The sequence below is a fragment of the Streptococcus alactolyticus genome (genome assembly GCF_012277075.1).
Lineage (GTDB): Bacteria > Bacillota > Bacilli > Lactobacillales > Streptococcaceae > Streptococcus > Streptococcus alactolyticus.
On record NZ_JAAXMT010000011.1, the window covers coordinates 96,683 to 119,468 of the forward strand.

The following is a 22,786-nucleotide window of genomic DNA, read 5'->3' on the forward strand; positions in this document are numbered from 1 at the left end:
GATTTTTTTTGTGATAATTAGAATAATTCTCATTTTTGTTATAGGCTGGAAAATATGGCAAATCGGCTAAATTGGGTCGGTTTTTGTGCTATAATAAAGCCTTATAACAGGAGATTTTCTTACCTGGTAGGGAGGTTTTAGATATGATTTTGCAAAATGCAAAGGTGGGGATTCCCTACACCGTTGCGAGCATAGATTTACCAGATGATAGTGTGCGGCATTTATCGCACTTGGGGTTAAAGGTGAGCAGTCCCATTCGATTGGTGTCTAAGACATCTACAAGTGCTATTGTCATGCTAAAATCGAGTCGTTTGGCCTTTGATCAATCCATTTTAAAACACATTGATGTTACCGAAGAAGGTGACAAGGAAGTCATGCCTTTGTCGAATTTGAAGGTTGGCGAATTCGCTTATATCGAAGGCATTTATGCGGTAAATGAAACCAAACGGCGTCTTATGGATATGGGACTGACGCGTCATACCAAAGTTTACCTTCGTAAAGTCGCTCCGCTAGGTGACCCGATTGAAATTCGTTTACGTGGGTATGAATTGACCTTGCGCAAGTCTGAAGCGCAGATGATTAGTGTGGTGAAAATCGAGGGAGAGGAGGACAAATGACAGAAATTGCTTTAATCGGAAATCCCAATAGCGGGAAAACCAGTCTGTTTAACATTTTGACAGGAACCAATCAGCGCGTGGGAAATTGGCCTGGAGTGACGGTTGAGCGTAAGAGTGGGACAGCCAGGCTCAACCAAAACTGGCAAGTTCAAGATTTGCCTGGTATTTATTCCATGTCGCCTTATACGCCTGAGGAAAAAGTTGCCAGAGATTATTTGTTGAGCAACCGTGCTGACAGCATTTTAAATGTGGTAGATGCCACAAATCTTGAACGCAATCTTTATTTGACCACTCAGTTGATTGAAACGGGTATCCCTGTAACATTGGCCTTGAACATGAGCGACGTACTAAAAGCTCAAGGGAAAGAGATTAGTGTGGATAAGTTGTCTTATCAACTAGGTGTTCCTGTCGTTTCGACCAGCGCTATTAAAAATCAAGGTGTGGATAAGGTTTTGAAAAAGGCAGCACACACCACTCGAGCAACTGTGGATACGGTGGAATACCCTGTGTACAGCGATAAATTTGAGGCAGCTATTCAACAGATTGTGGATATTTTAGGCAATAGTGTCCCAGAACGTGCCATGCGTTTTTTTGCCATTAAGCTCTTTGAACGCGACGCTTTGGTGCAAACCGAGGTGACTTTATCGGAGTTTCAGCAGAAAGAAATCGATGACGTGATCAAAATCACTGAGGAAATTTTCACGGAAGATTCGGAATCAATCGTCATCAACGAACGCTATGCCTTTATCGAACGTGTGACCCAAATGGCTCAGCACCACGATAACAGCTTCAGCACAACGCTGTCTGACCGTATTGACCGCATTGTGACGAACCGTATTCTTGCCTTGCCAATCTTTGCTTTGGTGATGTTTTTGGTTTATTTCCTCTCGATTCAGACGGTGGGGACCATGTGGACAGATTGGGTCAATGACACCTTGTTTGGTGACTGGATTCCAAGTTTGGCGGATTCTCTGTTGACAAGTTGGCAGGTGGCTGATTGGTTAAAATCTTTGATTATTGACGGTATCATCGCTGGAGTGGGAACGGTTCTTGGCTTTTTGCCGCAAATTTTCGTGCTCTTTGTCTGCCTTGGTGTCTTGGAAGATATTGGGTACATGAGTCGGATTGCCTTTGTCATGGACCGTATTTTTAGGCGTTTTGGCTTGTCTGGAAAATCCTTTATTCCCATGCTAATTGCGACGGGATGCGGGGTGCCAGCCATCATGTCGAGCCGAACGATTGAAAATGAGCGTGACCGCCGCATTACCATTATGACCGCGACCTTCATGCCTTGTTCGGCTAAGCTAGAAATCATTGCCTTGATTTCAGGCGTCTTTTTCCCTGACAATCCATTTGTAGCGCCCTCGACCTATTTCATCGGCTTTCTAACCATTATTTTATCAGGGATTGCTTTGAAGAAAACAACTATGCTTGGCAGTTACGTGAGTCCTTTCATCATGGAATTACCAGCCTACCACTTGCCAAAAATGGGAACGGTTCTTCGCTATGCCTTTGGGAAAGCCTTGAGTTTTGTAAAACGTGCTGGGACAGTCATTTTCAGTTTGACGGTTATTATTTGGTTTATGTCTTCTTATGACTTCTCTCTTCATGCCGTTGATACAGATTCTTCTATTTTGGCGCATTTTGGGCAACTCTTTGCTTGGATTTTCCAACCACTTGGTTTTGGCAATTGGAAAGCAGCGGTGGCAGCTGTAACTGGTCTAGCAGCCAAAGAAACAGTGGTTGCCACATTTGGTATCTTGTACCACAGCAGCGACGTTAGTGGCCTTGAAACAGCCTTGCAATTGGATTATAGTAGCTTAGCAGCTTATTCTTTCTTGATTTTCAATCTGCTTTGTGCCCCATGTTTTGCGGCTATTGGTGCCATTAAACGTGAAATGGGTGATTTGAAATGGACTTTGGGCACCATTGGATTTCAAACAGGTTTGGCTTATGTGATTAGCTTGGTGGTTTATCAATTTGGTTTGGTCTGCTTGTACGGTGAGCCAATTACCGTGTGGACAGTTATCGCGGTTCTGTTGTGCCTTGGCATAATTTACTTCATCGTCAGAAAACCAAAAACAGCAGACACGCCAGTGATTCATTTGGATGATTTAGAAACAGTGGGGAAATAATATGGCAACTTTTATTATTGCAGCATTGATTGCAGTAGCGACGTTTTTTGGCATTCGACGCCTCTTTAAAAGTAAGGGGGCTTGCGCAGATTGTGAGTGTTCGTGCCCTATCAAAGAAGAAATGCACAAACCCGCTCATTTAAAATAAGGACTTGCTCTTTGGAGCACGTTTTTTTATGGAGAAATATTCTGAAAATACACACTTTTATAATCGATTTTTTTGGTATAATAGAGGGTAATAATAAAAAGGGGGAATGGTATGGCAAAGATAATTGATGGCAAAGCCCTAGCGGCAAAAAAGCAAGCGGCCTTGCAGGAAAAAGTGGAACGTTTAAAAGCTGAATCAGGTCTAGTGCCTGGATTGGTGGTTATTTTAGTGGGGGACGACCCTGCCAGCCAAGTATATGTGCGAAATAAGGAGTGCTTTGCTAAAAAGGTCGGCTTTTTGAGTGAAACGGTTCGTTTGTCAGAATCTATCAGCGAAGAAGAGCTGATTCAAGTTATTGAAAAATACAATAAGGACGAGCGTTTTCATGGAATTTTGGTGCAATTGCCTTTGCCAAAGCATATCAATGACAAGCGTGTCATTTTAGCCATTGACCCTAAAAAAGATGTGGATGGGTTTCATCCTATGAATACTGGTCATCTTTGGAGTGGGCGTCCTGTCATGGTGCCTTGTACCCCAGCTGGTATCATGGAATTGTTGCGTGAGTACGAAGTGGCGTTAGAGGGCAAAACGGCTGTTATCATTGGCCGTTCCAATATCGTTGGTAAGCCTATGGCACAACTCCTGCTGGAAAAAAATGCAACGGTAACCTTGGCGCATTCGCGGACACGCGATTTGGCAAAAGTCACCAAGCAAGCGGATATTTTAATTGTCGCTATCGGCCAAGGTCATTTTGTGACGGATGACTTTGTCAAAGAAGGTGCCGTAGTCATTGACGTTGGCATGAATCGTGATGTTGATGGCAGACTTATTGGTGATGTTGATTTTGAAGAGGTTGAACCAATAGCCAGTCTAATCACCCCTGTTCCTGGTGGGGTTGGCCCAATGACCATAACCATGCTGATGGAACAAACCTATCAATCAGCCCTTAGAAGTGTGAGTTTATGATTATCAATGAACATTTAGTTAAAAAAGTTATTACCAAACGTGTCAGTCATTCTTATAAAGGAACCTACGGTCATGTGCTTTTGATCGGTGGTTTTTATCCTTATGGTGGTGCTATTATCATGTCGGCTCTTGCTACGGTCAATAGCGGAGCGGGTTTGGTGACTGTGGCGACCGAGCGTGACAATATCGCTGCCTTGCATAGCCACTTGCCAGAAGCCATGGCTTTTGATGCTGTGGATACCGAACTTTTGCAAACCAGCATTGAACAAGCTGATGTGATTTTGATTGGTCCTGGTTTGGGTAAAAGCTTTAAAGCCCAAAAGGTTTTCAAAACGGTTTTGGATAAGGTTGCCAAACGCCAAATTTTGATTGTTGACGGTTCCGCCTTAAATCTCCTTGCTTTGCCCAATTTTCGTCAATTTAAGACGCCAAATCTAATCTTAACGCCGCACCAAAAAGAGTGGGAACGCTTATCAGGTATTCCCATTGCCAAACAAACCTTGCCCAATACCCGAAAAGCCCTGCAAGCTTTCCCAGCCTCAACCATTTTAGTGGCTAAAAGCCATCAGACTAAGGTCATTCAAGGTAAACGTATTGGTGAATTGATGGTTGGAGGCCCCTACCAAGCAACTGGAGGTATGGGGGATACTTTGTGCGGCATGATTGCAGGATTTGTGGCACAATTATCTGATAATCTCTTTGATACGGTGGCAGCGGCGACTTATCTCCACTCAGCCATAGCGGATAAATTGAGTGCGGATGCCTATGTTGTTCTTCCGACAAGCATTAGTGCCGATATTCCGCGCGTGATGAAAAAGTATTCCGAATTATAATCTGAAAAGCGCTCTGTGGTGCTTTTTGTTTGGACAGACTAGGAGATTCCGTCTGCCATTTTGCGCTATTTTTTGCTATAATTGTAATGATATGCCATATTTATATCAGGTAACAAGAGAACAGAAAGGAGCCTACTATGTCAGATTATTTAAGTGTGTCAAGTTTGACCAAATACCTTAAATTAAAATTTGACCGCGACCCTTATTTGGAGCGGGTGTATTTGACTGGTCAGGTATCCAATTTTCGTCGTCGTCCCAATCACCAATATTTTTCTTTAAAAGATGAGCAAGCGGTCATTCAGGCCACCATGTGGGCAGGCACTTTTAAAAAACTTGATTTTGAGCTGGAAGAAGGCATGAAAATCAACGTTGTTGGCCGTGTCCAAATTTATGAACCAAGCGGTTCGTATTCGATTATCATTGAGAAAGCGGAGCCAGATGGTATTGGTGCCTTGGCTATTCAGTTTGAGCAATTGAAGAAAAAATTGACTGAGGCGGGGTATTTTGACGAGCGTCATAAACAACCCTTACCACAATTTGTCAAGAAAATTGGTGTGGTGACTAGCCCCAGTGGAGCCGTTATTCGTGATATTATTACCACTGTATCTCGCCGTTTTCCTGGGGTGGAGATTTTGCTTTTCCCAACCAAGGTGCAAGGTGAGGGAGCTAGTCAGGAAGTGGCTGCTAATATCGCCTTAGCCAATGAACGTGAGGACCTGGACCTACTGATTGTCGGTCGTGGCGGCGGCTCGATTGAGGACCTGTGGGCTTTCAATGAAGAAGTTGTGGTGCAGGCCATTTTTGAATCTCGCCTTCCTGTGATTTCAAGCGTGGGGCATGAAACCGATACCACCTTGGCGGATTTTGTGGCTGACCGCAGGGCTGCTACTCCAACGGCAGCGGCAGAATTGGCGACACCTGTGACAAAGACAGACATTATTTCATGGATTTCTGAGCGACAAAACAGGGCTTATCAAGCTGGTTTGCGAGTGATTAAAAGAGATCAAGAACGTTTGGGTAAGTTGGCCAAATCGGTGATTTTCAGACAGCCTGAGCGTTTGTATGATGGTTATGCCCAGAAATGTGACCATTTGACCTCGCGGTTAAAAAGCACCGTGGAACAGCAGGTTCAACAAGCCAGTCAAGCCCAACAATTGCTTAACCAACGCCTTTTGGCCGTAGATTTGGAGCGCAATATCAGACGCTATAAGGAGCGAATTGAGGCCCTCAAACGTCTATTGACCTCGCAGGTGACTAGCCAGTACGAAAGCCAATTGGCACGATTTGAAAAAGCCCAAGACGCTTTGTTGTCCTTGGATACGAGTCGTATTATTGCAAGAGGTTATGCCATGGTGCAAAAGGGAGATAAGGTGATCTCTAGCGTCACTGAAGTAGCAAAAGGAGAGCAATTGAGCGTTCAATTAAAAGATGGGCAACTTGAAGTGGAGGTAAAAAATGCCAAAAAAGAAAACATTTGAGGAAAATTTACAGGAATTAGAAGCCATTGTGACCAAGCTTGAAAATGGTGATGTGGCTTTGGAAGATGCGATCGAGGCCTTCCAGCAAGGCATGATTTTGTCAAAAGAATTGCAAAAAACGCTGGATTCTGCGGAAAAAACGCTTGTCAAAGTCATGCAAGCTGACGGAACAGAGACGGAAATGGATGCCTAATGGATAAAATAAAGGAAATCAATCAGGCTATTTACCGTTATTATAGCCAAAAACCTCAGGTTTCAGAGGATTTAATTGCCTCTATTTTGTACTCGGTGGAGTCTGGTGGCAAACGCATTCGACCGCTTCTGTTTTTGGAAATGTTGGAAGGTTTTGGCATGGATTTGACCGAGGGGCATTTTGACGTGGCAGCGGCTTTGGAGATGATTCACACGGGAAGTTTGATTCACGATGATTTGCCAGCCATGGACGATGATGATTACCGCCGTGGGCGTTTGACTAACCACAAAAAATTTGGCGAAGCGACAGCCATTTTAGCAGGAGATAGTCTCTTTTTAGACCCGTTTGGGTTGGTGGCAAATGCAGAGCTGGCTGATAAGATTAAGGTGCAATTGATAGCAGAATTGTCCCAAGCATCTGGAACCTATGGCATGGTTGGTGGGCAAATGCTGGATATGGAAGGCGAAGAACGTCAACTGGAATTAACAGAATTGCAGGCTATTCATGCCAATAAAACAGGGAAATTGTTGACTTTTCCGATTGTGGCAGCTGGGATTGTTGCCAATGTATCAGAAGTAGACTTGGTTCGTTTGCATGAAGCGGGTGCCTTGATTGGACTGGCTTTTCAAGTGCGTGATGACATTTTAGATGTGACAGCGACCTTTGACGAAATCGGCAAAACCCCTAAAAAAGACCTCTTAGCTGACAAGGCTACTTATCCAAGTTTGCTTGGTTTAGAACAGTCGTACGATGTCTTAAATCAATCCATCGACCAAGCGCTAGCCATTTTCCAAAAACTAGCAGAAACGCAAGCGTTTCACACTGAAAAAATCACTGAAATGATAGAAAGGTTACGACTAAATGCCTAAGGAAAGAGTGGACGTACTAGCCTATAAACAAGGGCTTTTTGATACCCGTGAGCAAGCCAAACGTGGGGTGATGGCGGGTCTTGTGGTCAATGTGATTAACGGAGAACGTTATGACAAACCTGGTGAAAAAATCGACGCTGGAACCGAACTCAAACTCAAGGGCGAAAAGCTCAAATACGTTAGCCGTGGTGGTTTGAAATTGGAGAAGGCTTTGCAGGTTTTTGGCCTGTCTGTGGACGGTCAGACTACGATTGATATCGGTGCCTCAACAGGTGGCTTTACCGATGTGATGCTGCAAAACGGTGCCAAACTGGTTTACGCTGTTGATGTCGGTACCAACCAATTGGTCTGGAAATTACGTCAGGATGCGCGTGTGCGGAGCATGGAGCAATACAATTTCCGCTACGCTCAGTTAGCTGATTTTACAGAAGGGCAGCCGACATTTGCCAGCATTGACGTTAGTTTTATTTCCCTCAAACTCATTTTGCCAGCTCTACACGCTATTTTGGCAGACCAAGGCCAAGTGGTTGCGCTGATTAAGCCGCAATTTGAAGCAGGCCGCGAGCAAATTGGAAAAAATGGCATCATTCGCGATAAGGCTGTTCATCAAAAGGTTTTAGAGCAGGTGACTGCTTTGGCTTTGGCTGATGGCTTTAGCGTTAAGGGACTTGATTTTTCACCAATCCAAGGTGGGCATGGCAATATCGAATTTTTGGCCCATTTGGAAAAATCTGCTGACCCTCAAAGCCAAGTGGCAGCACAGATTCCAGAAATCGTAGAAAAAGCACATAAGGAATTTAAAGATGAAAAAGAGTGAACGTTTAGAACTAATCAAGAAAATGGTTTCAGAAAATGCCATTGAAACCCAACACGACTTACTGAAATTGCTAGAGGAAAGAGGCTTGACCTTGACCCAAGCAACGGTGTCTAGGGACATGAATGAGATTGGCATTATCAAGGTGCCATCATCTGAAGGGCCTTATATCTACGGCTTTTCAATAGATAAAGCCCAAAAAGTCGGTCAGCCCTCTGTCCCCATTAAGAGCACCGTTTTGTCGATTTCAGAAGAAACACCAGGTTTAGAGGCCTTCCTCAATTTGGACGTGGTTCCAGGAAATAGCCGCCTGATTAAACGTTTCTTGTTGGAAGATTTCAAGGACCGTATTTTGAGTGTGATTGCAGATGACGATAGCTTGTTGGTGTTGGCAAAAAGCGCTGACGCTGCCAAGGACATTCGCCATGAAGTGCACCAATGGATGACAAGTAGCCATTAAGAGAGGTTTTTCCCATGCTTTTAGAAATGTCCATTAAAAATTTCGCCATTATCGAGGAAATTTCCCTGACTTTTGATAATGGAATGACGGTGTTGACAGGGGAAACAGGGGCTGGTAAGTCCATTATTATTGACGCCATGAATCTGATGCTAGGGGCGCGTGCCAGCCTTGATGTGATTCGTCATGGAGCGACCAAAGCCGAAATTGAAGGGCTCTTTTCAGTTGGGAAAAATGCTGCGCTGATGACCATTTTGGAAGATAATGGCATTGACGCCAGTGAGGAATTGATTATTCGCCGTGATATTTTGCAAAATGGTCGTTCAATCGGTCGCATCAATGGGCAATTGGTCAACCTAGCTACCTTGCGAGCTGTGGGGCAATATCTGGTGGATATCCACGGTCAGCACGACCAAGAAGAATTAATGAAGCCAAATCGCCATATTAAGATGCTGGACGAATTTGGTGACAAGGCTTTTTGGGAAGTCAAAAAACATTACCAATCCCTTTTTGAAGACTACCGTCAATTGCGTCAACGGGTATTGACCAAACAAAAAAACGAGCAAGAACACAAGGCTCGTATTGAGATGCTTGCCTTTCAAATGGCGGAAATTGAAGCAGCTGCCCTTCGATCAGGTGAGGACAAAAAACTCCATCAAAACCGCGATAAATTGTTAAATCACAAGCACATTGCAGATACGTTGATGAATGCCTATGTCATGCTGGATAACGAAGAATTTTCAAGCTTGTCCAATATCCGCTCTGCCATGAATGACATGATGTCCTTGGAAGAATTTGACCGTGACTACAAGGAAATGTCCACCAATCTATCAGAAGCCTACTACATTTTGGAAGAAATCACCAAACAATTAGGGGATGGGATTGAGAATTTGGATTTTGATGCCGGGCAATTGCAGCAAATCGAGGCTCGTTTGGAAGTCATTAACAGCATTACCCGAAAATACGGTGGCAGTGTCGATGACGTTTTGGAATATTACGATAATATCACCAAAGAATACAATCTGTTGACGGGCAATGACGAATTTTCCGATGATATGGAAAAGACCTTGAAACAATTGGAAAAAGAGCTTATCTCGGCAGCTGACAACCTCAGCCAAGAACGCCATGCTCTTGCTAAAACTCTAGAAAGTGAAATCAAGCAAGAACTGGCTGATTTGTACATGGAAAAGGCAGACTTCCAAGTGCAATTTAGCAAGGGAAAATTCAATCGTGAAGGTAATGAAAACGTTGAGTTTTACATTTCCACTAACCCTGGTGAAGGCTTTAAGCCGCTGGTTAAAGTGGCATCTGGAGGGGAATTATCGCGCTTGATGCTGGCTATCAAATCAGCATTTTCACGCAAAGAGGACAAGACCAGTATTGTTTTTGATGAGGTGGATACAGGGGTGTCAGGTCGTGTTGCCCAAGCTATTGCCCAAAAAATTCACAAAATTGGCAGTCATGGTCAGGTTCTTGCTATTTCTCACTTGCCACAAGTGGTGGCTATTGCTGATTACCAGTTCTACATTGAAAAACGGAGTGATGAGCATAAAACCGTGTCAACGGTTCGTTTGCTCACGCAAGACCAACGTGTGGAAGAAATTGCTAAAATGTTAGCAGGCAATGACGTGACGGATTTGGCCCGCCAACAAGCCCGAGAATTATTAAAACATTAGACGCTTAGCACAAAAGTGGAACAGAGTAGCTTTCTTTTCAAAGATTTCTCATTTTCACGTTAGAAAAAATCCCCGAAGTCTTGAAAAATTTGGTATAATGGCATTGGAGTAAAAACTAGAACAGAAGTAATGATAGGATAAAATATGAGTAAAATTAAAATTGTTACAGATTCGTCTTTAACGATAGAACCTGAGTTGATTACGAAGTATGATATTACCGTTATCCCTTTGTCAGTGATGATTGACGGTGTGGTTTATTCAGACAATGACTTAAAAGAAGAAGGCAAATTCTTGAACATGATGCGTCATAGCCGTGATTTGCCAAAGACCAGCCAACCACCTGTCGGCATTTTTGCAGAAGTTTATGAAAAACTGATGAAAGAGGGCGCTGAACACATTGTATCGATTCACATCGCTCATACCTTGTCAGGAACAGTAGAAGCGGCCCGCCAAGGTGCTAACTTATCAGGTGCGAATGTGACGGTCATTGATTCGACCTTTACTGACCAATGCCAAACCTTCCAAGTGGTTCAAGCTGCCAAATTAGCGCAAGAAGGTGCGAGCTTGTCAGAAGTCGTGGCAAAAATCGAAGAAGTTCGTAAAAAATCAGAACTCTTTATCGGTGTATCAACCCTTGAAAATCTTGTTAAGGGTGGCCGTATCGGTCGTGTGACAGGCTTGCTCAGCTCACTGCTTAATATCAAAGTCGTTATGGAAATGGCTCACAGCGAACTCAATCCTATTGTCAAAGGGCGTGGCTTGAAAACCTTTAACAAATGGTTGGATGGTTTTATTGAAACAGCTAAGAACAAAAAAGTCGCTGAAATTGGGATTTCTTACTGTGGAACGGCTGACATGGCGAATGGCTTTAAAGAAAAACTAGAAGTTCTAGGAGCGCCAATCACCGTTCTTGAAACGGGGTCAATTATCCAAACTCATACAGGCGAAAATGCCTTTGCGGTGATGGTGCGTTATGAATAAATTCAAACAGATAATGGTAGGGTTTGCGTTCTTTTTAGCAGCCCTTCTTCTGTTCGGTGGGCTTTTTTCCTTACTCATTCCAAAATCTGCTTCAGAGATAAGCCACAAGGACATTGCGACTACCAAGGCTAAGTCCTTTAACTATGTTGCCATCGGTGATTCCTTGACCCAAGGGGTTGGCGATAGTACCAATCAAGGTGGCTTTGTGCCCTTGCTTTCTCAGGACTTGACCGATAAATATCATTACGATGTTCATTACAGCAATTATGGGGTGTCTGGCAATACCAGCAATCAGATTTTAAAACGCATGCAGGAACAAACAGACATTCAAGAAGCTCTTGCCAAAGCCAATCTGATGACCTTAACTGTCGGAGGCAATGACGTGATGGCTGTGATTCGCAAGAATTTGGCTAATTTGTCGGTGTCTTCTTTCACCGAATCGTCCAAGGATTACCAAAAACGCCTCCGTCAGATTATTGACCTTGCAAGAACAGATAACCCCAACTTGCCGATTTATATTCTAGGTATTTACAATCCTTTTTATTTGAATTTTCCTGATATGACGGAAATGCAAGACATTGTGGACAATTGGAATACCGCCACAGAAGACGTTACCAAAGAGTATGACAAGGTTTACTTTGTGCCAATCAATGATTTGCTCTATAAGGGCGTCAATGGTGAAGAGGGCATTGTATCTACCTCAGGTGACCAAACAACCGTCATCAACGATGCCTTGTTTAGTGGCGACCATTTCCATCCCAATAATATCGGCTACCAAATCATGTCAGATGCAGTAATGGAGAAGATAAGTGAAACAAAAAAAGACTGGACGAAAAACTAACTGGTGGAAATGGGGATTTCTCCTTATTTTAGCCATGAACCTCGCTTTTGTTGGTGTGGTGGCAAGTCGTTTGTTGCAAGTCAGAGAGCCTGCCACCGAAAACATCAGCAACAACCAAAAAAAGAGCATCAAGGTTGGGACGTTCTCAACCAACATAGAGCAGCTTAACGACACCGTGGCAGCTTACCTGAAGGATTATCAGACCAAAAAAATGTCTTATAATGTCTATGCTACATCGTCTGAAATCATGTTTGAAGGGAAATACACCTTGCTGGGTTATGAAGTGCCCTTGTACATCTACTTCCAACCTAGCCGCTTAAATTCAGGTGCTATTCAGTTAAAAGTTACCTCATTCTCAGTCGGAACCCTTTCGTTACCAAAATCTGAAATCTTAAAATACATTGCGTCAAGTTATAAGCTGCCTTACTTTGTTGAAGTGCTTCCTGATGAGTCAGCCATCAACATCAATATCCAAAATTTGAAGAACGATGCGGACATTTATTTGAAGGCAACAACAGTCGATTTGGTTGGGGACCAATTCAATTTTGACATTTACAAGAAAAGCCGTTAAATAGCGCTAAATACTTGACCTCATGGGGATTTTTGGGTATGATAGAACGTGTTAAAGTGTTAACGCTTAGAAATTAATTGGAGGATTTGTTAAATGGCTAACAAACAAGATTTAATCGCTAAAGTTGCAGAAGCAACTGAGCTTACTAAAAAAGATTCAGCAGCAGCTGTAGATGCAGTATTCTCAGCAATTGAAAGCTTCCTTGCTGAAGGCGAAAAAGTTCAATTAATCGGTTTTGGTAACTTTGAAGTTCGCGAACGTGCAGCTCGTAAAGGTCGTAACCCACAAACTGGTGAAGAAATTGAAATTTCAGCTTCAAAAGTTCCTGCATTTAAAGCTGGTAAAGCACTTAAAGACGCTGTAAAATAATCAACGCAGAAAAAGAGCCTTGTCCCATCAACCTTTGTTGAGTGTTGCAAGACTCTTTTTTAGTCATCAGACGATAGCACCAAGATGAGCTTCTAGGTGCTTTTTTGCGTTAAAAAAATCCCTTATGGCTATTGCCATAAAGGATAATGTGATGAGAAATTACTGGTTTGACCAAGCGAAGCCTTTGTGGTTGTCTCTTGAAATGGTAGAACGTAGGATAAAGCCAACGTCTTCAGTGTTGTTGGCTAGACGGTAGCCGACAATGGCGTCAACGGTTTCGCCTGGATTGACTTCTTTATTAGCGTTGTCCACGAGTTCTTGGTTGGCATCGGTGTGGACTTCCTTGAGGTCAACAGGAGAAAGACTCTCATTTTTGTTGTCGTTAGTTTGTTGCAAGTCCCAATCAACAGCAAATCCCATATAAGGTGTTGTTGCTGTTTCTTCATTGTTGGTGAAACTGATATCAACCAAGAGGATATTGTCCTCATCGCTGTTTCCTTTGACTTTGGTAATACTCTTAAAAGTATAGGTATTTTTTTTATCGGCTTGAACGCTATACGGAAATGATACATAGGCCTCGTCTGAATAAGCCGTGGTCTTTTGAGGTAATTCTGTTTCGCTAGAAGAAGCATAACGTTCTAAAGGATACGAATTTTCCGTCTTGCTTTTGCTGCTTGAGTTGTTTGACGAGGTGGCACAAGCACTAAGGGTCACAATAGACAATAAAGTCATCCCGATTACACTAAGCTTTTTCATGATTATCTTCTATTTTCAGCTTTTTACGTGGTTCAGCCTTACACGTTTGTTATCTCGTATGTCGAATGGTATGCGTCCACATATCCTGAGCTAAAATTTGTCTAATCGCCCATGAATACAGAAATGAAACCACCCTCAAGTTATAGTGTATCATAGAATGCCCAAACTGCCTAGCACAAAACCACCATAGAAGATAAAGCAGGTGGTTACAGTTTAAAATGTGGGTAACTTGTGTTATAATCAGTTGAAACATCTTTTGGCTTTGCCCAAAAGGATTAGAGAGAAGAGTTGATAACATGAAGGAAACGCTGTTATTTATCATTATTGTTTTAGCTATTTTTTCAATTATCAAGGTTCTTTTGTTGATTGCTTATAGTTACGTCCTAAAACCAAAAGTGGATAAGGACGGCAATATCATCGCTCCTAAGAATAAAAAAGACGATAAGGACGATGAAAAGACACTCAACAATGATGACGATGATGATTTTTGGAATGATTGGTAAGCGTCATTTTAAGACTAAAAATGCCACCCTATTTCTAGGGCGGCATTTTTTTATGATTTGGTTAGTCCAAATACTGTAACTTGCCACGGAAATCATCAAGGCTTTCATAGCCTTTTTCAGTCATAATGGCTTTTAATTCATTTGTAATACGTTCAAAAACGGCTGGACCTTCTTGGTGTAAAACAGTTCCTAGTTGAACCATGCTAGCTCCGCACAAGATGTGTTCAAAGGCATCGCGACCAGTCTTGACCCCACCTGTCCCTATAATAGGAATAGTAGGATTTAGGCGTTGGTAAAAGGCGTGTACGTTAGCAAGCGCTGTTGGTTTGATATAATCCCCACCAATACCACCAAAACCATGTTTTGGCTTGATAACAACGGTTTCATCTTCGATAACCAAACCGTTACCGATTGAATTGATGCAGTTAACAAAAGCCAACGGGAATTGATTGAATACCGCAGCAGCACGGTCAAAGTGAGCAATATCAAAATAAGGAGGCAATTTCACCCCAAGTGGTTTTGTGAAATAAGCAAAAATGTCCTTCAAGAGTTTCTCAGTTGTTTCAAAATCATAAGCGATTTGAGGTTTTCCTGGAACGTTTGGACAAGAAAGGTTTAATTCCACCAAACCTTGGTAGTCAGAGTCTTGGACGGCTTTTAAAATGGTGTGTGTTTCTTCTTCAGACATACCAACAAGTGATAAGAAGTGATTCTTGCTATTTGGCGTGTTTTGGAGCTCAGTCACAAAGTCCAAATAATATTGGAAACCGTGATTTGGCAAGCCCATTGAGTTGATTGAGCCAAGGCTTGTATCAACGTAGCGTGGTTCAGGGTTACCAGCGCGTGCGTTTAATGTCCCTGTCTTGGTGACAAAAGAGCCAGCAGCAGAAGCATCAATATCAGCTAATTCCTCACGAGTCATGCAGTAAACGCCAGCGGCATTCATGAGGCAGTTGTCAAAATCGAAAGCACCGATTTTTGTTGCAGTAGAAACCATAAAGTCCTCCAAGTGTTGTAATAACGGTTGAAAAGGCATTCCAACCCATCTTCATTTTACTATTTCATCAGAATGAAAGCAAGTCATTTTCCCGAACGTTTTCAAGATAAATACATATCAAAGACCAGTTTTCCAATAACCTTGCGATCTTATAAAGCTTTCAAGGCCGTTTTGATTTCTTCAAATAGGAATATTGAGGTGTCTGAGTGTTGAGAGTGGTCTTTTAGCGTTTTTTACTTGAAAAACGAAAGCGTTTAGGTTATACTAAAAATTATTGAACGATTGAATAAGTGTTCAAATATAAAAAACGTTAATAATAGAAAGGAGAAAAGATGATAGAGCATTTTGAGGGGGAGTTGCTAGATACGGTTTCTAATTTTTTCAAGGCTTTGGGCAATGAAACCCGCTTGAAAATCTTGTGGCAACTAAGCCAAAAAGAATGGAAACCAACAGACTTAGCGGCAGTTTTAGAGATGACACCATCAGCCATTTCCCATCAATTGACTTTATTGAAAAACCTTAAGATTGTGGCTGTTAGACGTGAAGGTAAGCATCAAATTTACCGTTTGGCTGATAGCCATATCAGTCACGTCTTACATTCCGTTATCGAGCATTATGAGGAGGATACCGATGTCAGAGAAGAATAAAAAATCCTTAAGGCAGATTGTTCTAGCTATCCTTGTCTTTTTACTGGTTGTTGTGGTGGTGCGGATCTATCAACCAACCTTAGAAATGCAAGCTATTTTGTACGCCGTTCCTTATTTAATTGCGGGGTATACGGTTTTGAAAAAAGCTGTTGTGAAAATCAGTCAAGGTAAGGTCTTTAGTGAGCATTTTCTCATATCCTTGGCAACGCTAGGTGCTTTTCTTCTTAGTTTTATCACGCAGGAAGCAGAGTTTGCCGAAGCTGTTTTTGTCATGATTTTTTACCAAATTGGTGAACTTTTTGAACACATTGCTGAAGGAAATAGTGAAAAATCCATTGCCGAGTTGCTGGCTTTGAAACCTGATGTGGTTCATCTTGAACAAGAGGGCAAGCTGGTCGATGTTGACCCCAAGGTCTTGCATGAGGGGCAGATTATCACGATTTCCCCAGGGGAAAAAGTCGCCATTGATGGGATTTTAATTGAGGGAGAATCTTCGGTGGATACGTCAGCCTTGACGGGAGAAAGCCTGCCCCAAGAAGTGGTGGTGGGCGACCAAGTGCTATCTGGTATGATTAACATGACAGGTGTCATCCGTGTCAAAGTGTTGCACTCAGTAGAGCATTCGACTCTTAGTAAAATTTTGGAATTGTTAGAGGATTCGACGGCGCACAAGTCTAAGAGCGAACGTTTTATGGCCCGTTTTGCGGTGGTTTACACACCGACAGTCGTGATTGCAGCTTTGCTTTTGGCGGTGTTACCGCCCCTGTTTTCAGGTGATTTCATGGCTCATTTTCCAGAATGGTTTAGTCGTGCTTTGACCTTCTTAGTCATTTCATGTCCTTGTGCCTTGGTGATTTCCATTCCCCTTAGCTTTTTTGGCGGCCTCGGTGCTAGTTCCAAAGTGGGCGTTTTGATTAAAGGGTCTAATTACCTTGAAACCTTGGCGTCACTCGATACTCTGGTTTTTGATAAGACAGGGACGCTGACTGAGGGGGTGTTTGAGGTAACTGCCCTTCATCCAAAAGACATCAAGGAAGAAGAGTTGTTGCACTTAGCTAGCCACGTGGAACGTTTTTCAAATCATCCCATTGCCCAATCCCTTCGTTCTGCCTATCAAAAAGAAGCAGATGATTGTCGGATTACGGATATCACGGAAAAATCAGGCTATGGCGTCAGTGCAAATATCAACGGGCATACCGTTGCTGTCGGTAATACCAAATTCATGGACAGTTTGGGTGCCAAATGGAAAACGTGCAGCAAGGTTGGTACGGTGGTCCATGTCGCTATTGATGGGCAATACGCTGGGCACATCGTGATTTCAGACTGCATCAAACCAGACACAAAATCCGCCTTAGAACAATTACAATCACTTGGTATCAAGCGTTTGGTTATGCTGACAGGGGACCGCAAAGAAGTGGTAGAAAAAGTAGCTGCAGAACTTGACATCACCGATTATCAGGCAGAATTGCTACCGACAGACAAGGTGACAGGCCTTGAAACCTATCTCAATACTGCTCAAAAACGTGCGACTGTTGGTTTTGTCGGTGACGGCATCAACGACGCTCCAGTCTTGGCTCGAGCAGATGTCGGTATTGCCATGGGAGGCTTGGGCAGTGATGTTGCCATTGAATCCGCTGATGTGGTCATTATGGACGACAAGCTTTCTAAATTAGTCAAAGTCATTGCTATTGCACGTCGCACGCGTCGCGTCGCTCATGAAAATATAGTCTTTTCAATCGGTGTGAAATTAGCCGTTCTCTTGTTGACAGGATTTGGTTTGGCAAATATGTGGCTGGCTATTTTTGCCGATGTTGGGGTGACAGTGCTGGCTACATTAAATGCTATGCGCACCATGACCGTCACAAAATCAGTGCTTTGATTGAGAAAAGTCAGCGTCTTGAGATAAAATTAGTAATTTCACTAGCTTTTTTACCTCTTTTTGGGTAGAATAGTAAAAGTAAGCGGCGTTTAGGTCGCGATACATTATAGAAGGAGATAAAATCTAATGGTAAAATTAGTGTTTGCACGTCACGGGCAATCTGAATGGAACAAAGCTAACCTTTTCACTGGTTGGGCAGATGTAGATCTTACAGAAGAAGGAACACAACAAGCTATCGACGCTGGTAAATTGATCAAAGAAGCAGGAATCGAATTTGACCTTGCTTTCACATCAGTTCTTAAACGTGCGATCAAAACAACTAACCTTGCTCTTGAATCATCAGATCAACTTTGGGTTCCAGTTGAAAAATCATGGCGCTTAAACGAACGTCACTACGGTGGTTTGACTGGCCAAAACAAAGCTGAAGCTGCTGCAAAATGGGGTGACGAACAAGTTCACATCTGGCGTCGTTCATACGATGTATTGCCACCAGCTATGGCTAAAGATGACAAATACTCAGCACACACTGACCGTCGTTACGCAAACCTTGACGACACTGTTATTCCAGATGCTGAAAACTTGAAAGTGACATTGGAACGTGCCCTTCCATTCTGGGAAGATAAAATCGCTCCAGCACTTAAAGATGGTAAAAACGTATTCGTTGGTGCACACGGTAACTCAATCCGTGCCCTTGTAAAACACATCAAACAATTGTCAGATGACGAAATCATGGACGTTGAAATCCCTAACTTCCCACCACTTGTTTTCGAATTCGACGACAAATTGAACGTTACAAAAGAATACTACTTAGGTAAATAATCTTTTATAATAAGTGTAGTGTGTAAGAAGCATTCTAGCTTGTGCTAGGGTGCTTTTTTCTGACTTTAAAAATGGGAGGGATTTGTGATATGATGAAAGCATGAAACGTGAAAGGAGAATGGTTATGAAAGCAGCAGAGCGCCGTCAAAAGATTATGGCGTCTTTGAGTCAGGCTCAGGTGCCTATTTCAGCCAGTGCTTTGGCCAGCCAATTTGGTGTGAGTCGTCAGATTATTGTAGGGGATATTGCCTTATTGAGAGCGGCAGACAATGATGTGATTTCAACGCCAAAAGGCTACATTTTATCTCAGTCCTTGTATTCTCATCAGTTTATTGGGAAAATTGCTTGTCAGCACGGTCAAGATAAGATTGAAGAAGAGTTGGCTTGCATTGTGTCGCAAGGTGGGATTGTGGTGGATGTCGAGGTGGAACATCCTGTTTATGGGATGCTGACGGCATCTTTAAACATTAAGACAGAAGAAGATATTGCCAATTTTATGGAGAAAATTGAGCAATCGCACGCTACTTTATTATCCTCTTTGACGGATGGTATTCATACGCACACTTTGTCTTGCTCCTCTAAGGACCGTTTTGATGAGATTAAAACGCTTTTGGCTGATAAAGGGATTTTGTTATCTGAAAACTAAAACACAACAGATGTCTTGACACCTGTTGTGTTTTCTTTTATAATAGCAGTAATCATGTGAGATAAAGCACAAATAAAGCTTATGAGACCGGTTTATTTAGGAGGAATTTATGGTAAAACAAAGTCAAACAAAATCGCTGGCCTTTTCGGCTATACTGGTAGCCTTTGGGATTTTAATTCCCATGGTGATGCCGATTAAGGTGGTTATTGGGCCAGCTTCCTTCACTTTAGCCAGTCATGTGCCTGTTTTTATGGCCATGTTCATTGCACCTCAGGTGACCTTCATGGTTGCTTTGGGGACAAGCCTTGGTTTCTTGCTGGCTGGCTTTCCGATTGTCATTGTCTTGCGAGCGGTGTCACATCTCTTGTTTGCAATGATTGGAGCAGTTCTGCTTCAAAGATATCCAAAACTTTTGGATAATGCCACCTCACGCTTGCTTTTAGCTTTGGGATTAAATCTCTTGCACGGCTTGGCAGAATTTGTTGTCGTCTTGTCCTTGACGACAGGCAGCCAATTAACCATGAGTTATGTCTGGTCATTAGTGGGGTTGATTGGCCTTGGCTCTATGGTACACGGCTGTATTGATTTTTACATTGCCTACTACATTTGGGTATTTTTAAAAGACAAGGTCGGTATCAATTTTTCACTCAATGTTAACGAACAAGTGTAATAAAGAAGGGTCAAGCGACCTTTCTTTTTTTGTAAAGTCTGGTTAAAAACTTTTCTGGTTAGTTTTCTCTCTTTTAATGAAAATATGATAGAATATAAAACAGAGCTTTTATTTGTGAGGAAATAATGTCATTAAAAAAGAGATTACGTAACATCAAAATCGAAAAAGGACCAAGTAACGTTACAAGACGGATTTATTTGATTTTTTCGGTAATCGTTGTGCTGTTTTCAGTCATCGTTTTGCGACTGGCACAGATGCAAATTTTTAATAAATCGTTTTACGAAAACAAATTAAATTCATCGACGACGTATAAGGTCACGACCTCAAGCCCTCGTGGTGAAATTTACGATTCGGCAGGAAAACTGCTCGTTTCCAACAACGTGAAACAAGTGGTAGCCTTTACACGTAGCAATACCATGACTGCGGGAGAAATGAAAAAATTAGCCGCTAAATTGGCAACGCTGGTGAATTTGACTGAAACCAACGTCACCACACGTCAGAAAAAAGACTATTACCTAGCAGATTCAGATACTTACGCAGCGGTTGTCAAACGCCTACCAGATAAGGAAAAATACGATAACTATGGTAACAGTTTGTCGGAGTCAACTATTTATGCCAACGCTGTTAATGCGGTGACTGACGATGAGATTAACTATTCTGAAGATGAGTTGAAATTGGTTTATATCTTTAACCAGATGAATTCAGCTTCAACCTTTAGTACGGTGCATTTGACGACTGGGGATTTGACAGAAGAGCAAATTGCCTACATCACCGCCAACCAATCAAAACTGTCAGGCATTTCTATTGCGACAGACTGGGACCGTCAAGCGTCAAACAGTTCTTTGGCGACTGTTATCGGAACAGTGTCATCGAAAAAATCAGGTCTGCCAGCCGAAGAAGTTGAAGAATATCTTGCCAAAGGTTACGCCCTTGATGACCGTGTCGGAACCTCTTACTTGGAAAAAGAATACGAAGAATACCTTCAAGGGACTCACACCGTTCGTGAAATCAAAACCGATAAAAACGGTAACGTGGCTTCTGACAAAGTCCTCAGTGAAGGCAAATCAGGTCAAAACCTCAAATTGACCATTAACGTAGATTTCCAAGCAGGTGTGGAAAACATTCTCCAACAATATTATGGAGCAGATATCACCAGTGGTTATGCGACGTATTCTGAAGGGGCTTATGCCGTTGCCCTCAATCCTAAGACAGGTGCGGTCTTGGCTATGGCAGGTCTATCGCATGATGTTGGTTCAACCACAACACAACTAGATGCCCTTGGTACCATCAATGACATCTTTGTACCAGGGTCAGTTGTCAAGGCAGCAACCCTAACAGCTGGCTGGAAATCAAACGTCATTTCTGGTAACCAAGTCTTGACTGACCAACCAATTAATATCGCTGGTTCGCCATCAATCAAGTCATGGTTTACCGATTACGGTTTACGAAACATCACAGCCGTGCAAGCCTTGGAATACTCTTCAAATACCTACATGGTACAAGTCGCCCTCAAGATGATGGGACAAGAATACCATTCAGGAATGGCCTTATCAACTTCTGGTATGAAAAAAGCCATGGAAGAATTGCGTGCCACTTACGCTGAATACGGTATGGGAACAAGTACAGGCATTGACCTACCAGAAAATACAACAGGTTACCTGTCTAAAGAATACTCTGCGGGTAATGTCTTGACAGAAGCCTTTGGACAGTATGACTCATATACCCCAATGCAATTGGCCCAATACGCAGCAACTGTAGCCAACGGTGGTAGCCGTATTGCCCCACACCTTGTCGAAGGCATTTACGAAAGTGACGGAAAGGGTGGTCTAGGTACCTTGACCAAGACCATTGAAAGCAAGGTGCTTAATAAAGTTGATATCTCATCAGAAGATATGGACTTGATTCACCAAGGGTTCTATCAAGTGGTAAATGGTACTGATGCTTTTGCCACAGGTTCTCACATGAGAAGCTCAACCGTAATCATCGCTGGTAAAACGGGTACCGCCGAAACCTACGCTGTCGATGCTTCAGGTAATGCGGTAACCACTATTAACTTGAGCGTTCTCGCTTACGATTACTCAGAAACCGATGATTCTCACATCGCCGTTGCCGTGATTATTCCGCATTTGACGAGTGATGACAACCACACCAACCAAGTCATTGCGCGTGATATCATCAACTTATACATGTCAACTTATGTCAATAAATAAGAATTGGGCGAGTCGATTGAAAACAAGGTCGGCTCGTCCCTTTGTTACAAAGGAGGAAAAAGATGCTCTACCCAACCCCCATCGCAAAACTCATTGATAGTTTTACCAAATTGCCAGGCATTGGGATTAAGACAGCGACACGACTTGCTTTTCATACCATTGGCATGTCAGACGAAGACGTCAACGAATTTGCCAAAAACCTACTAGCAGCCAAGCGTGAACTGACTTACTGCTCAGTTTGTGGTAACTTAACAGACGAGGACCCTTGCAATATCTGCACGGATGAAACCCGCGACCGCTCAGTGATTTTAGTGGTTGAAGATTCTAAGGATGTGTCTGCTATGGAGAAAATTCAAGAATACCATGGCTTGTACCATGTCTTGCACGGCTTGATTTCTCCTATGAATGGCGTTGGACCTGACGACATCAATTTGAAGCCCTTGATTACGCGCCTTATGGATAGTGAGGTCAGCGAGGTGATTATCGCAACCAATGCCACCGCAGATGGTGAGGCGACCGCGATGTATATCTCACGCGTCTTAAAACCAGCTGGCCTTAAGGTAACCCGCCTAGCACGAGGACTTGCTGTTGGTTCTGATATCGAATACGCTGACGAAGTGACCCTGCTGCGTGCTATTGAAAACCGTACAGAATTATAACCCCAAAGCAACTTTTACATAAAGTTGCTTTTTTCTATCACGTGAGGTCAAG

The 22,786-nt window shown here is 42.7% G+C and carries 25 protein-coding genes; 23 read left to right on the forward strand and 2 right to left on the reverse strand.

The window, feature by feature from the left end; all coding sequences use genetic code 11:
- The first annotated feature begins 143 nt into the window (after positions 1-143).
- The 15 genes from HFK82_RS07180 to HFK82_RS07250 all read left to right on the forward strand — a co-directional run bounded on the left by HFK82_RS07180 (position 144) and on the right by HFK82_RS07250 (position 12,948).
- Entirely contained in the window at positions 144-617 is a 474-nt protein-coding gene (locus tag HFK82_RS07180) for a ferrous iron transport protein A (RefSeq protein ID WP_154454435.1), read from the forward strand.
- The gene (gene feoB, locus HFK82_RS07185) at positions 614-2,752 is read left to right on the forward strand and encodes a ferrous iron transport protein B (protein ID WP_168261287.1); all 2,139 of its coding nucleotides are present in this window, start codon (positions 614-616) and stop codon (positions 2,750-2,752) included. The genes HFK82_RS07180 and feoB overlap by 4 nt, the downstream gene beginning before the upstream one ends.
- A gap of 1 nt (position 2,753) precedes the next feature.
- Complete coding sequence (locus HFK82_RS07190; RefSeq protein WP_168261288.1) at positions 2,754-2,900, forward strand: FeoB-associated Cys-rich membrane protein; 147 nt, start codon at positions 2,754-2,756, stop codon at positions 2,898-2,900.
- Positions 2,901-3,011: 111 nt separating this feature from the next.
- Positions 3,012-3,866, forward strand: a complete 855-nt coding sequence (locus tag HFK82_RS07195) for a bifunctional methylenetetrahydrofolate dehydrogenase/methenyltetrahydrofolate cyclohydrolase (RefSeq protein WP_168261289.1) — start codon at positions 3,012-3,014, stop codon at positions 3,864-3,866.
- Positions 3,863-4,699, forward strand: coding sequence for an NAD(P)H-hydrate dehydratase (locus tag HFK82_RS07200; protein ID WP_168261290.1), 837 nt, complete (start codon positions 3,863-3,865; stop codon positions 4,697-4,699). Before HFK82_RS07195 ends, HFK82_RS07200 begins: the two co-directional genes overlap by 4 nt.
- Positions 4,700-4,836: 137 nt before the next feature.
- On the forward strand, positions 4,837-6,177 hold the full coding sequence (gene xseA / locus HFK82_RS07205) for an exodeoxyribonuclease VII large subunit (RefSeq protein ID WP_168261291.1): 1,341 nt from the start codon (positions 4,837-4,839) through the stop codon (positions 6,175-6,177).
- Positions 6,155-6,370, forward strand: a complete 216-nt coding sequence (locus HFK82_RS07210) for an exodeoxyribonuclease VII small subunit (RefSeq protein WP_154454429.1) — start codon at positions 6,155-6,157, stop codon at positions 6,368-6,370. Before xseA ends, HFK82_RS07210 begins: the two co-directional genes overlap by 23 nt.
- Complete coding sequence (locus HFK82_RS07215; protein ID WP_168261292.1) at positions 6,370-7,239, forward strand: polyprenyl synthetase family protein; 870 nt, start codon at positions 6,370-6,372, stop codon at positions 7,237-7,239. The genes HFK82_RS07210 and HFK82_RS07215 overlap by 1 nt, the downstream gene beginning before the upstream one ends.
- Positions 7,232-8,056: a TlyA family RNA methyltransferase gene (locus HFK82_RS07220; protein WP_168261293.1), complete on the forward strand. Its 825-nt coding sequence runs from the start codon at positions 7,232-7,234 to the stop codon at positions 8,054-8,056. Before HFK82_RS07215 ends, HFK82_RS07220 begins: the two co-directional genes overlap by 8 nt.
- Complete coding sequence (locus HFK82_RS07225; RefSeq protein WP_168261294.1) at positions 8,043-8,513, forward strand: arginine repressor; 471 nt, start codon at positions 8,043-8,045, stop codon at positions 8,511-8,513. The genes HFK82_RS07220 and HFK82_RS07225 overlap by 14 nt, the downstream gene beginning before the upstream one ends.
- A gap of 14 nt (positions 8,514-8,527) precedes the next feature.
- Positions 8,528-10,186, forward strand: coding sequence for a DNA repair protein RecN (gene recN / locus HFK82_RS07230; RefSeq protein ID WP_168261295.1), 1,659 nt, complete (start codon positions 8,528-8,530; stop codon positions 10,184-10,186).
- A gap of 144 nt (positions 10,187-10,330) precedes the next feature.
- On the forward strand, positions 10,331-11,167 hold the full coding sequence (locus tag HFK82_RS07235) for a DegV family protein (RefSeq protein WP_168261296.1): 837 nt from the start codon (positions 10,331-10,333) through the stop codon (positions 11,165-11,167).
- The gene (locus tag HFK82_RS07240; RefSeq protein ID WP_154454423.1) at positions 11,160-12,008 is read left to right on the forward strand and encodes an SGNH/GDSL hydrolase family protein; all 849 of its coding nucleotides are present in this window, start codon (positions 11,160-11,162) and stop codon (positions 12,006-12,008) included. Before HFK82_RS07235 ends, HFK82_RS07240 begins: the two co-directional genes overlap by 8 nt.
- Complete coding sequence (locus tag HFK82_RS07245; protein WP_167829255.1) at positions 11,977-12,579, forward strand: YpmS family protein; 603 nt, start codon at positions 11,977-11,979, stop codon at positions 12,577-12,579. Before HFK82_RS07240 ends, HFK82_RS07245 begins: the two co-directional genes overlap by 32 nt.
- A gap of 93 nt (positions 12,580-12,672) precedes the next feature.
- The gene (locus HFK82_RS07250; protein WP_154454422.1) at positions 12,673-12,948 is read left to right on the forward strand and encodes an HU family DNA-binding protein; all 276 of its coding nucleotides are present in this window, start codon (positions 12,673-12,675) and stop codon (positions 12,946-12,948) included.
- A gap of 159 nt (positions 12,949-13,107) precedes the next feature.
- Here the strand turns inward: HFK82_RS07250 and HFK82_RS07255 are convergent, their stop codons facing one another.
- A complete protein-coding gene (locus HFK82_RS07255; RefSeq protein ID WP_168261297.1) occupies positions 13,108-13,704 on the reverse strand; it encodes a DUF5067 domain-containing protein in 597 nt (198 codons plus the stop codon).
- 296 nt (positions 13,705-14,000) lie between these two features.
- Between HFK82_RS07255 and HFK82_RS07260 the strand changes: the two genes are divergently transcribed.
- Positions 14,001-14,207 carry a hypothetical protein gene (locus HFK82_RS07260; protein WP_154454420.1) on the forward strand — a complete coding sequence of 69 codons (207 nt, stop codon included), beginning with the start codon at positions 14,001-14,003 and terminating at the stop codon, positions 14,205-14,207.
- A 61-nt stretch (positions 14,208-14,268) separates the two neighbouring features.
- On the opposite strand, the gene HFK82_RS07265 is transcribed toward HFK82_RS07260, so the two are convergent.
- A complete protein-coding gene (locus tag HFK82_RS07265; protein WP_168261298.1) occupies positions 14,269-15,204 on the reverse strand; it encodes a dihydroorotate oxidase in 936 nt (311 codons plus the stop codon).
- Positions 15,205-15,536: 332 nt separating this feature from the next.
- Here HFK82_RS07265 and HFK82_RS07270 point away from each other — a divergent pair, with 332 nt between their 5' ends.
- From HFK82_RS07270 to recR, 7 genes are all read left to right on the forward strand, one after another.
- A complete protein-coding gene (locus tag HFK82_RS07270) occupies positions 15,537-15,851 on the forward strand; it encodes an ArsR/SmtB family transcription factor (RefSeq protein ID WP_168261299.1) in 315 nt (104 codons plus the stop codon).
- Positions 15,835-17,730, forward strand: a complete 1,896-nt coding sequence (locus HFK82_RS07275) for a heavy metal translocating P-type ATPase (protein ID WP_168261300.1) — start codon at positions 15,835-15,837, stop codon at positions 17,728-17,730. The genes HFK82_RS07270 and HFK82_RS07275 overlap by 17 nt, the downstream gene beginning before the upstream one ends.
- Positions 17,731-17,856: 126 nt before the next feature.
- On the forward strand, positions 17,857-18,549 hold the full coding sequence (locus tag HFK82_RS07280; protein ID WP_154455110.1) for a phosphoglycerate mutase: 693 nt from the start codon (positions 17,857-17,859) through the stop codon (positions 18,547-18,549).
- Positions 18,550-18,673: 124 nt separating this feature from the next.
- Complete coding sequence (locus tag HFK82_RS07285) at positions 18,674-19,195, forward strand: transcription repressor NadR (protein WP_154455109.1); 522 nt, start codon at positions 18,674-18,676, stop codon at positions 19,193-19,195.
- Positions 19,196-19,304: 109 nt separating this feature from the next.
- Positions 19,305-19,865 carry a hypothetical protein gene (locus HFK82_RS07290; RefSeq protein WP_154455108.1) on the forward strand — a complete coding sequence of 187 codons (561 nt, stop codon included), beginning with the start codon at positions 19,305-19,307 and terminating at the stop codon, positions 19,863-19,865.
- A 125-nt stretch (positions 19,866-19,990) separates the two neighbouring features.
- Positions 19,991-22,075, forward strand: coding sequence for a penicillin-binding protein PBP2B (gene pbp2b / locus HFK82_RS07295; protein ID WP_168261301.1), 2,085 nt, complete (start codon positions 19,991-19,993; stop codon positions 22,073-22,075).
- Positions 22,076-22,137: 62 nt separating this feature from the next.
- Positions 22,138-22,734 carry a recombination mediator RecR gene (gene recR, locus HFK82_RS07300; protein WP_154455106.1) on the forward strand — a complete coding sequence of 199 codons (597 nt, stop codon included), beginning with the start codon at positions 22,138-22,140 and terminating at the stop codon, positions 22,732-22,734.
- Positions 22,735-22,786: the final 52 nt, after the last annotated feature.

Coding starts and splice junctions, on each gene's coding strand:
- HFK82_RS07180 (WP_154454435.1), top strand. CDS start 144: ATGATTTTGCAAAATGCAAAGGTGGGGATTCCCTACACCGTTGCGAGC.
- feoB (WP_168261287.1), top strand. CDS start 614: ATGACAGAAATTGCTTTAATCGGAAATCCCAATAGCGGGAAAACCAGT.
- HFK82_RS07190 (WP_168261288.1), top strand. CDS start 2,754: ATGGCAACTTTTATTATTGCAGCATTGATTGCAGTAGCGACGTTTTTT.
- HFK82_RS07195 (WP_168261289.1), top strand. CDS start 3,012: ATGGCAAAGATAATTGATGGCAAAGCCCTAGCGGCAAAAAAGCAAGCG.
- HFK82_RS07200 (WP_168261290.1), top strand. CDS start 3,863: ATGATTATCAATGAACATTTAGTTAAAAAAGTTATTACCAAACGTGTC.
- xseA (WP_168261291.1), top strand. CDS start 4,837: ATGTCAGATTATTTAAGTGTGTCAAGTTTGACCAAATACCTTAAATTA.
- HFK82_RS07210 (WP_154454429.1), top strand. CDS start 6,155: ATGCCAAAAAAGAAAACATTTGAGGAAAATTTACAGGAATTAGAAGCC.
- HFK82_RS07215 (WP_168261292.1), top strand. CDS start 6,370: ATGGATAAAATAAAGGAAATCAATCAGGCTATTTACCGTTATTATAGC.
- HFK82_RS07220 (WP_168261293.1), top strand. CDS start 7,232: ATGCCTAAGGAAAGAGTGGACGTACTAGCCTATAAACAAGGGCTTTTT.
- HFK82_RS07225 (WP_168261294.1), top strand. CDS start 8,043: ATGAAAAAGAGTGAACGTTTAGAACTAATCAAGAAAATGGTTTCAGAA.
- recN (WP_168261295.1), top strand. CDS start 8,528: ATGCTTTTAGAAATGTCCATTAAAAATTTCGCCATTATCGAGGAAATT.
- HFK82_RS07235 (WP_168261296.1), top strand. CDS start 10,331: ATGAGTAAAATTAAAATTGTTACAGATTCGTCTTTAACGATAGAACCT.
- HFK82_RS07240 (WP_154454423.1), top strand. CDS start 11,160: ATGAATAAATTCAAACAGATAATGGTAGGGTTTGCGTTCTTTTTAGCA.
- HFK82_RS07250 (WP_154454422.1), top strand. CDS start 12,673: ATGGCTAACAAACAAGATTTAATCGCTAAAGTTGCAGAAGCAACTGAG.
- HFK82_RS07255 (WP_168261297.1), bottom strand. CDS start 13,704: ATGAAAAAGCTTAGTGTAATCGGGATGACTTTATTGTCTATTGTGACC.
- HFK82_RS07260 (WP_154454420.1), top strand. CDS start 14,001: ATGAAGGAAACGCTGTTATTTATCATTATTGTTTTAGCTATTTTTTCA.
- HFK82_RS07265 (WP_168261298.1), bottom strand. CDS start 15,204: ATGGTTTCTACTGCAACAAAAATCGGTGCTTTCGATTTTGACAACTGC.
- HFK82_RS07270 (WP_168261299.1), top strand. CDS start 15,537: ATGATAGAGCATTTTGAGGGGGAGTTGCTAGATACGGTTTCTAATTTT.
- HFK82_RS07275 (WP_168261300.1), top strand. CDS start 15,835: ATGTCAGAGAAGAATAAAAAATCCTTAAGGCAGATTGTTCTAGCTATC.
- HFK82_RS07280 (WP_154455110.1), top strand. CDS start 17,857: ATGGTAAAATTAGTGTTTGCACGTCACGGGCAATCTGAATGGAACAAA.
- HFK82_RS07285 (WP_154455109.1), top strand. CDS start 18,674: ATGAAAGCAGCAGAGCGCCGTCAAAAGATTATGGCGTCTTTGAGTCAG.
- HFK82_RS07290 (WP_154455108.1), top strand. CDS start 19,305: ATGGTAAAACAAAGTCAAACAAAATCGCTGGCCTTTTCGGCTATACTG.
- pbp2b (WP_168261301.1), top strand. CDS start 19,991: ATGTCATTAAAAAAGAGATTACGTAACATCAAAATCGAAAAAGGACCA.
- recR (WP_154455106.1), top strand. CDS start 22,138: ATGCTCTACCCAACCCCCATCGCAAAACTCATTGATAGTTTTACCAAA.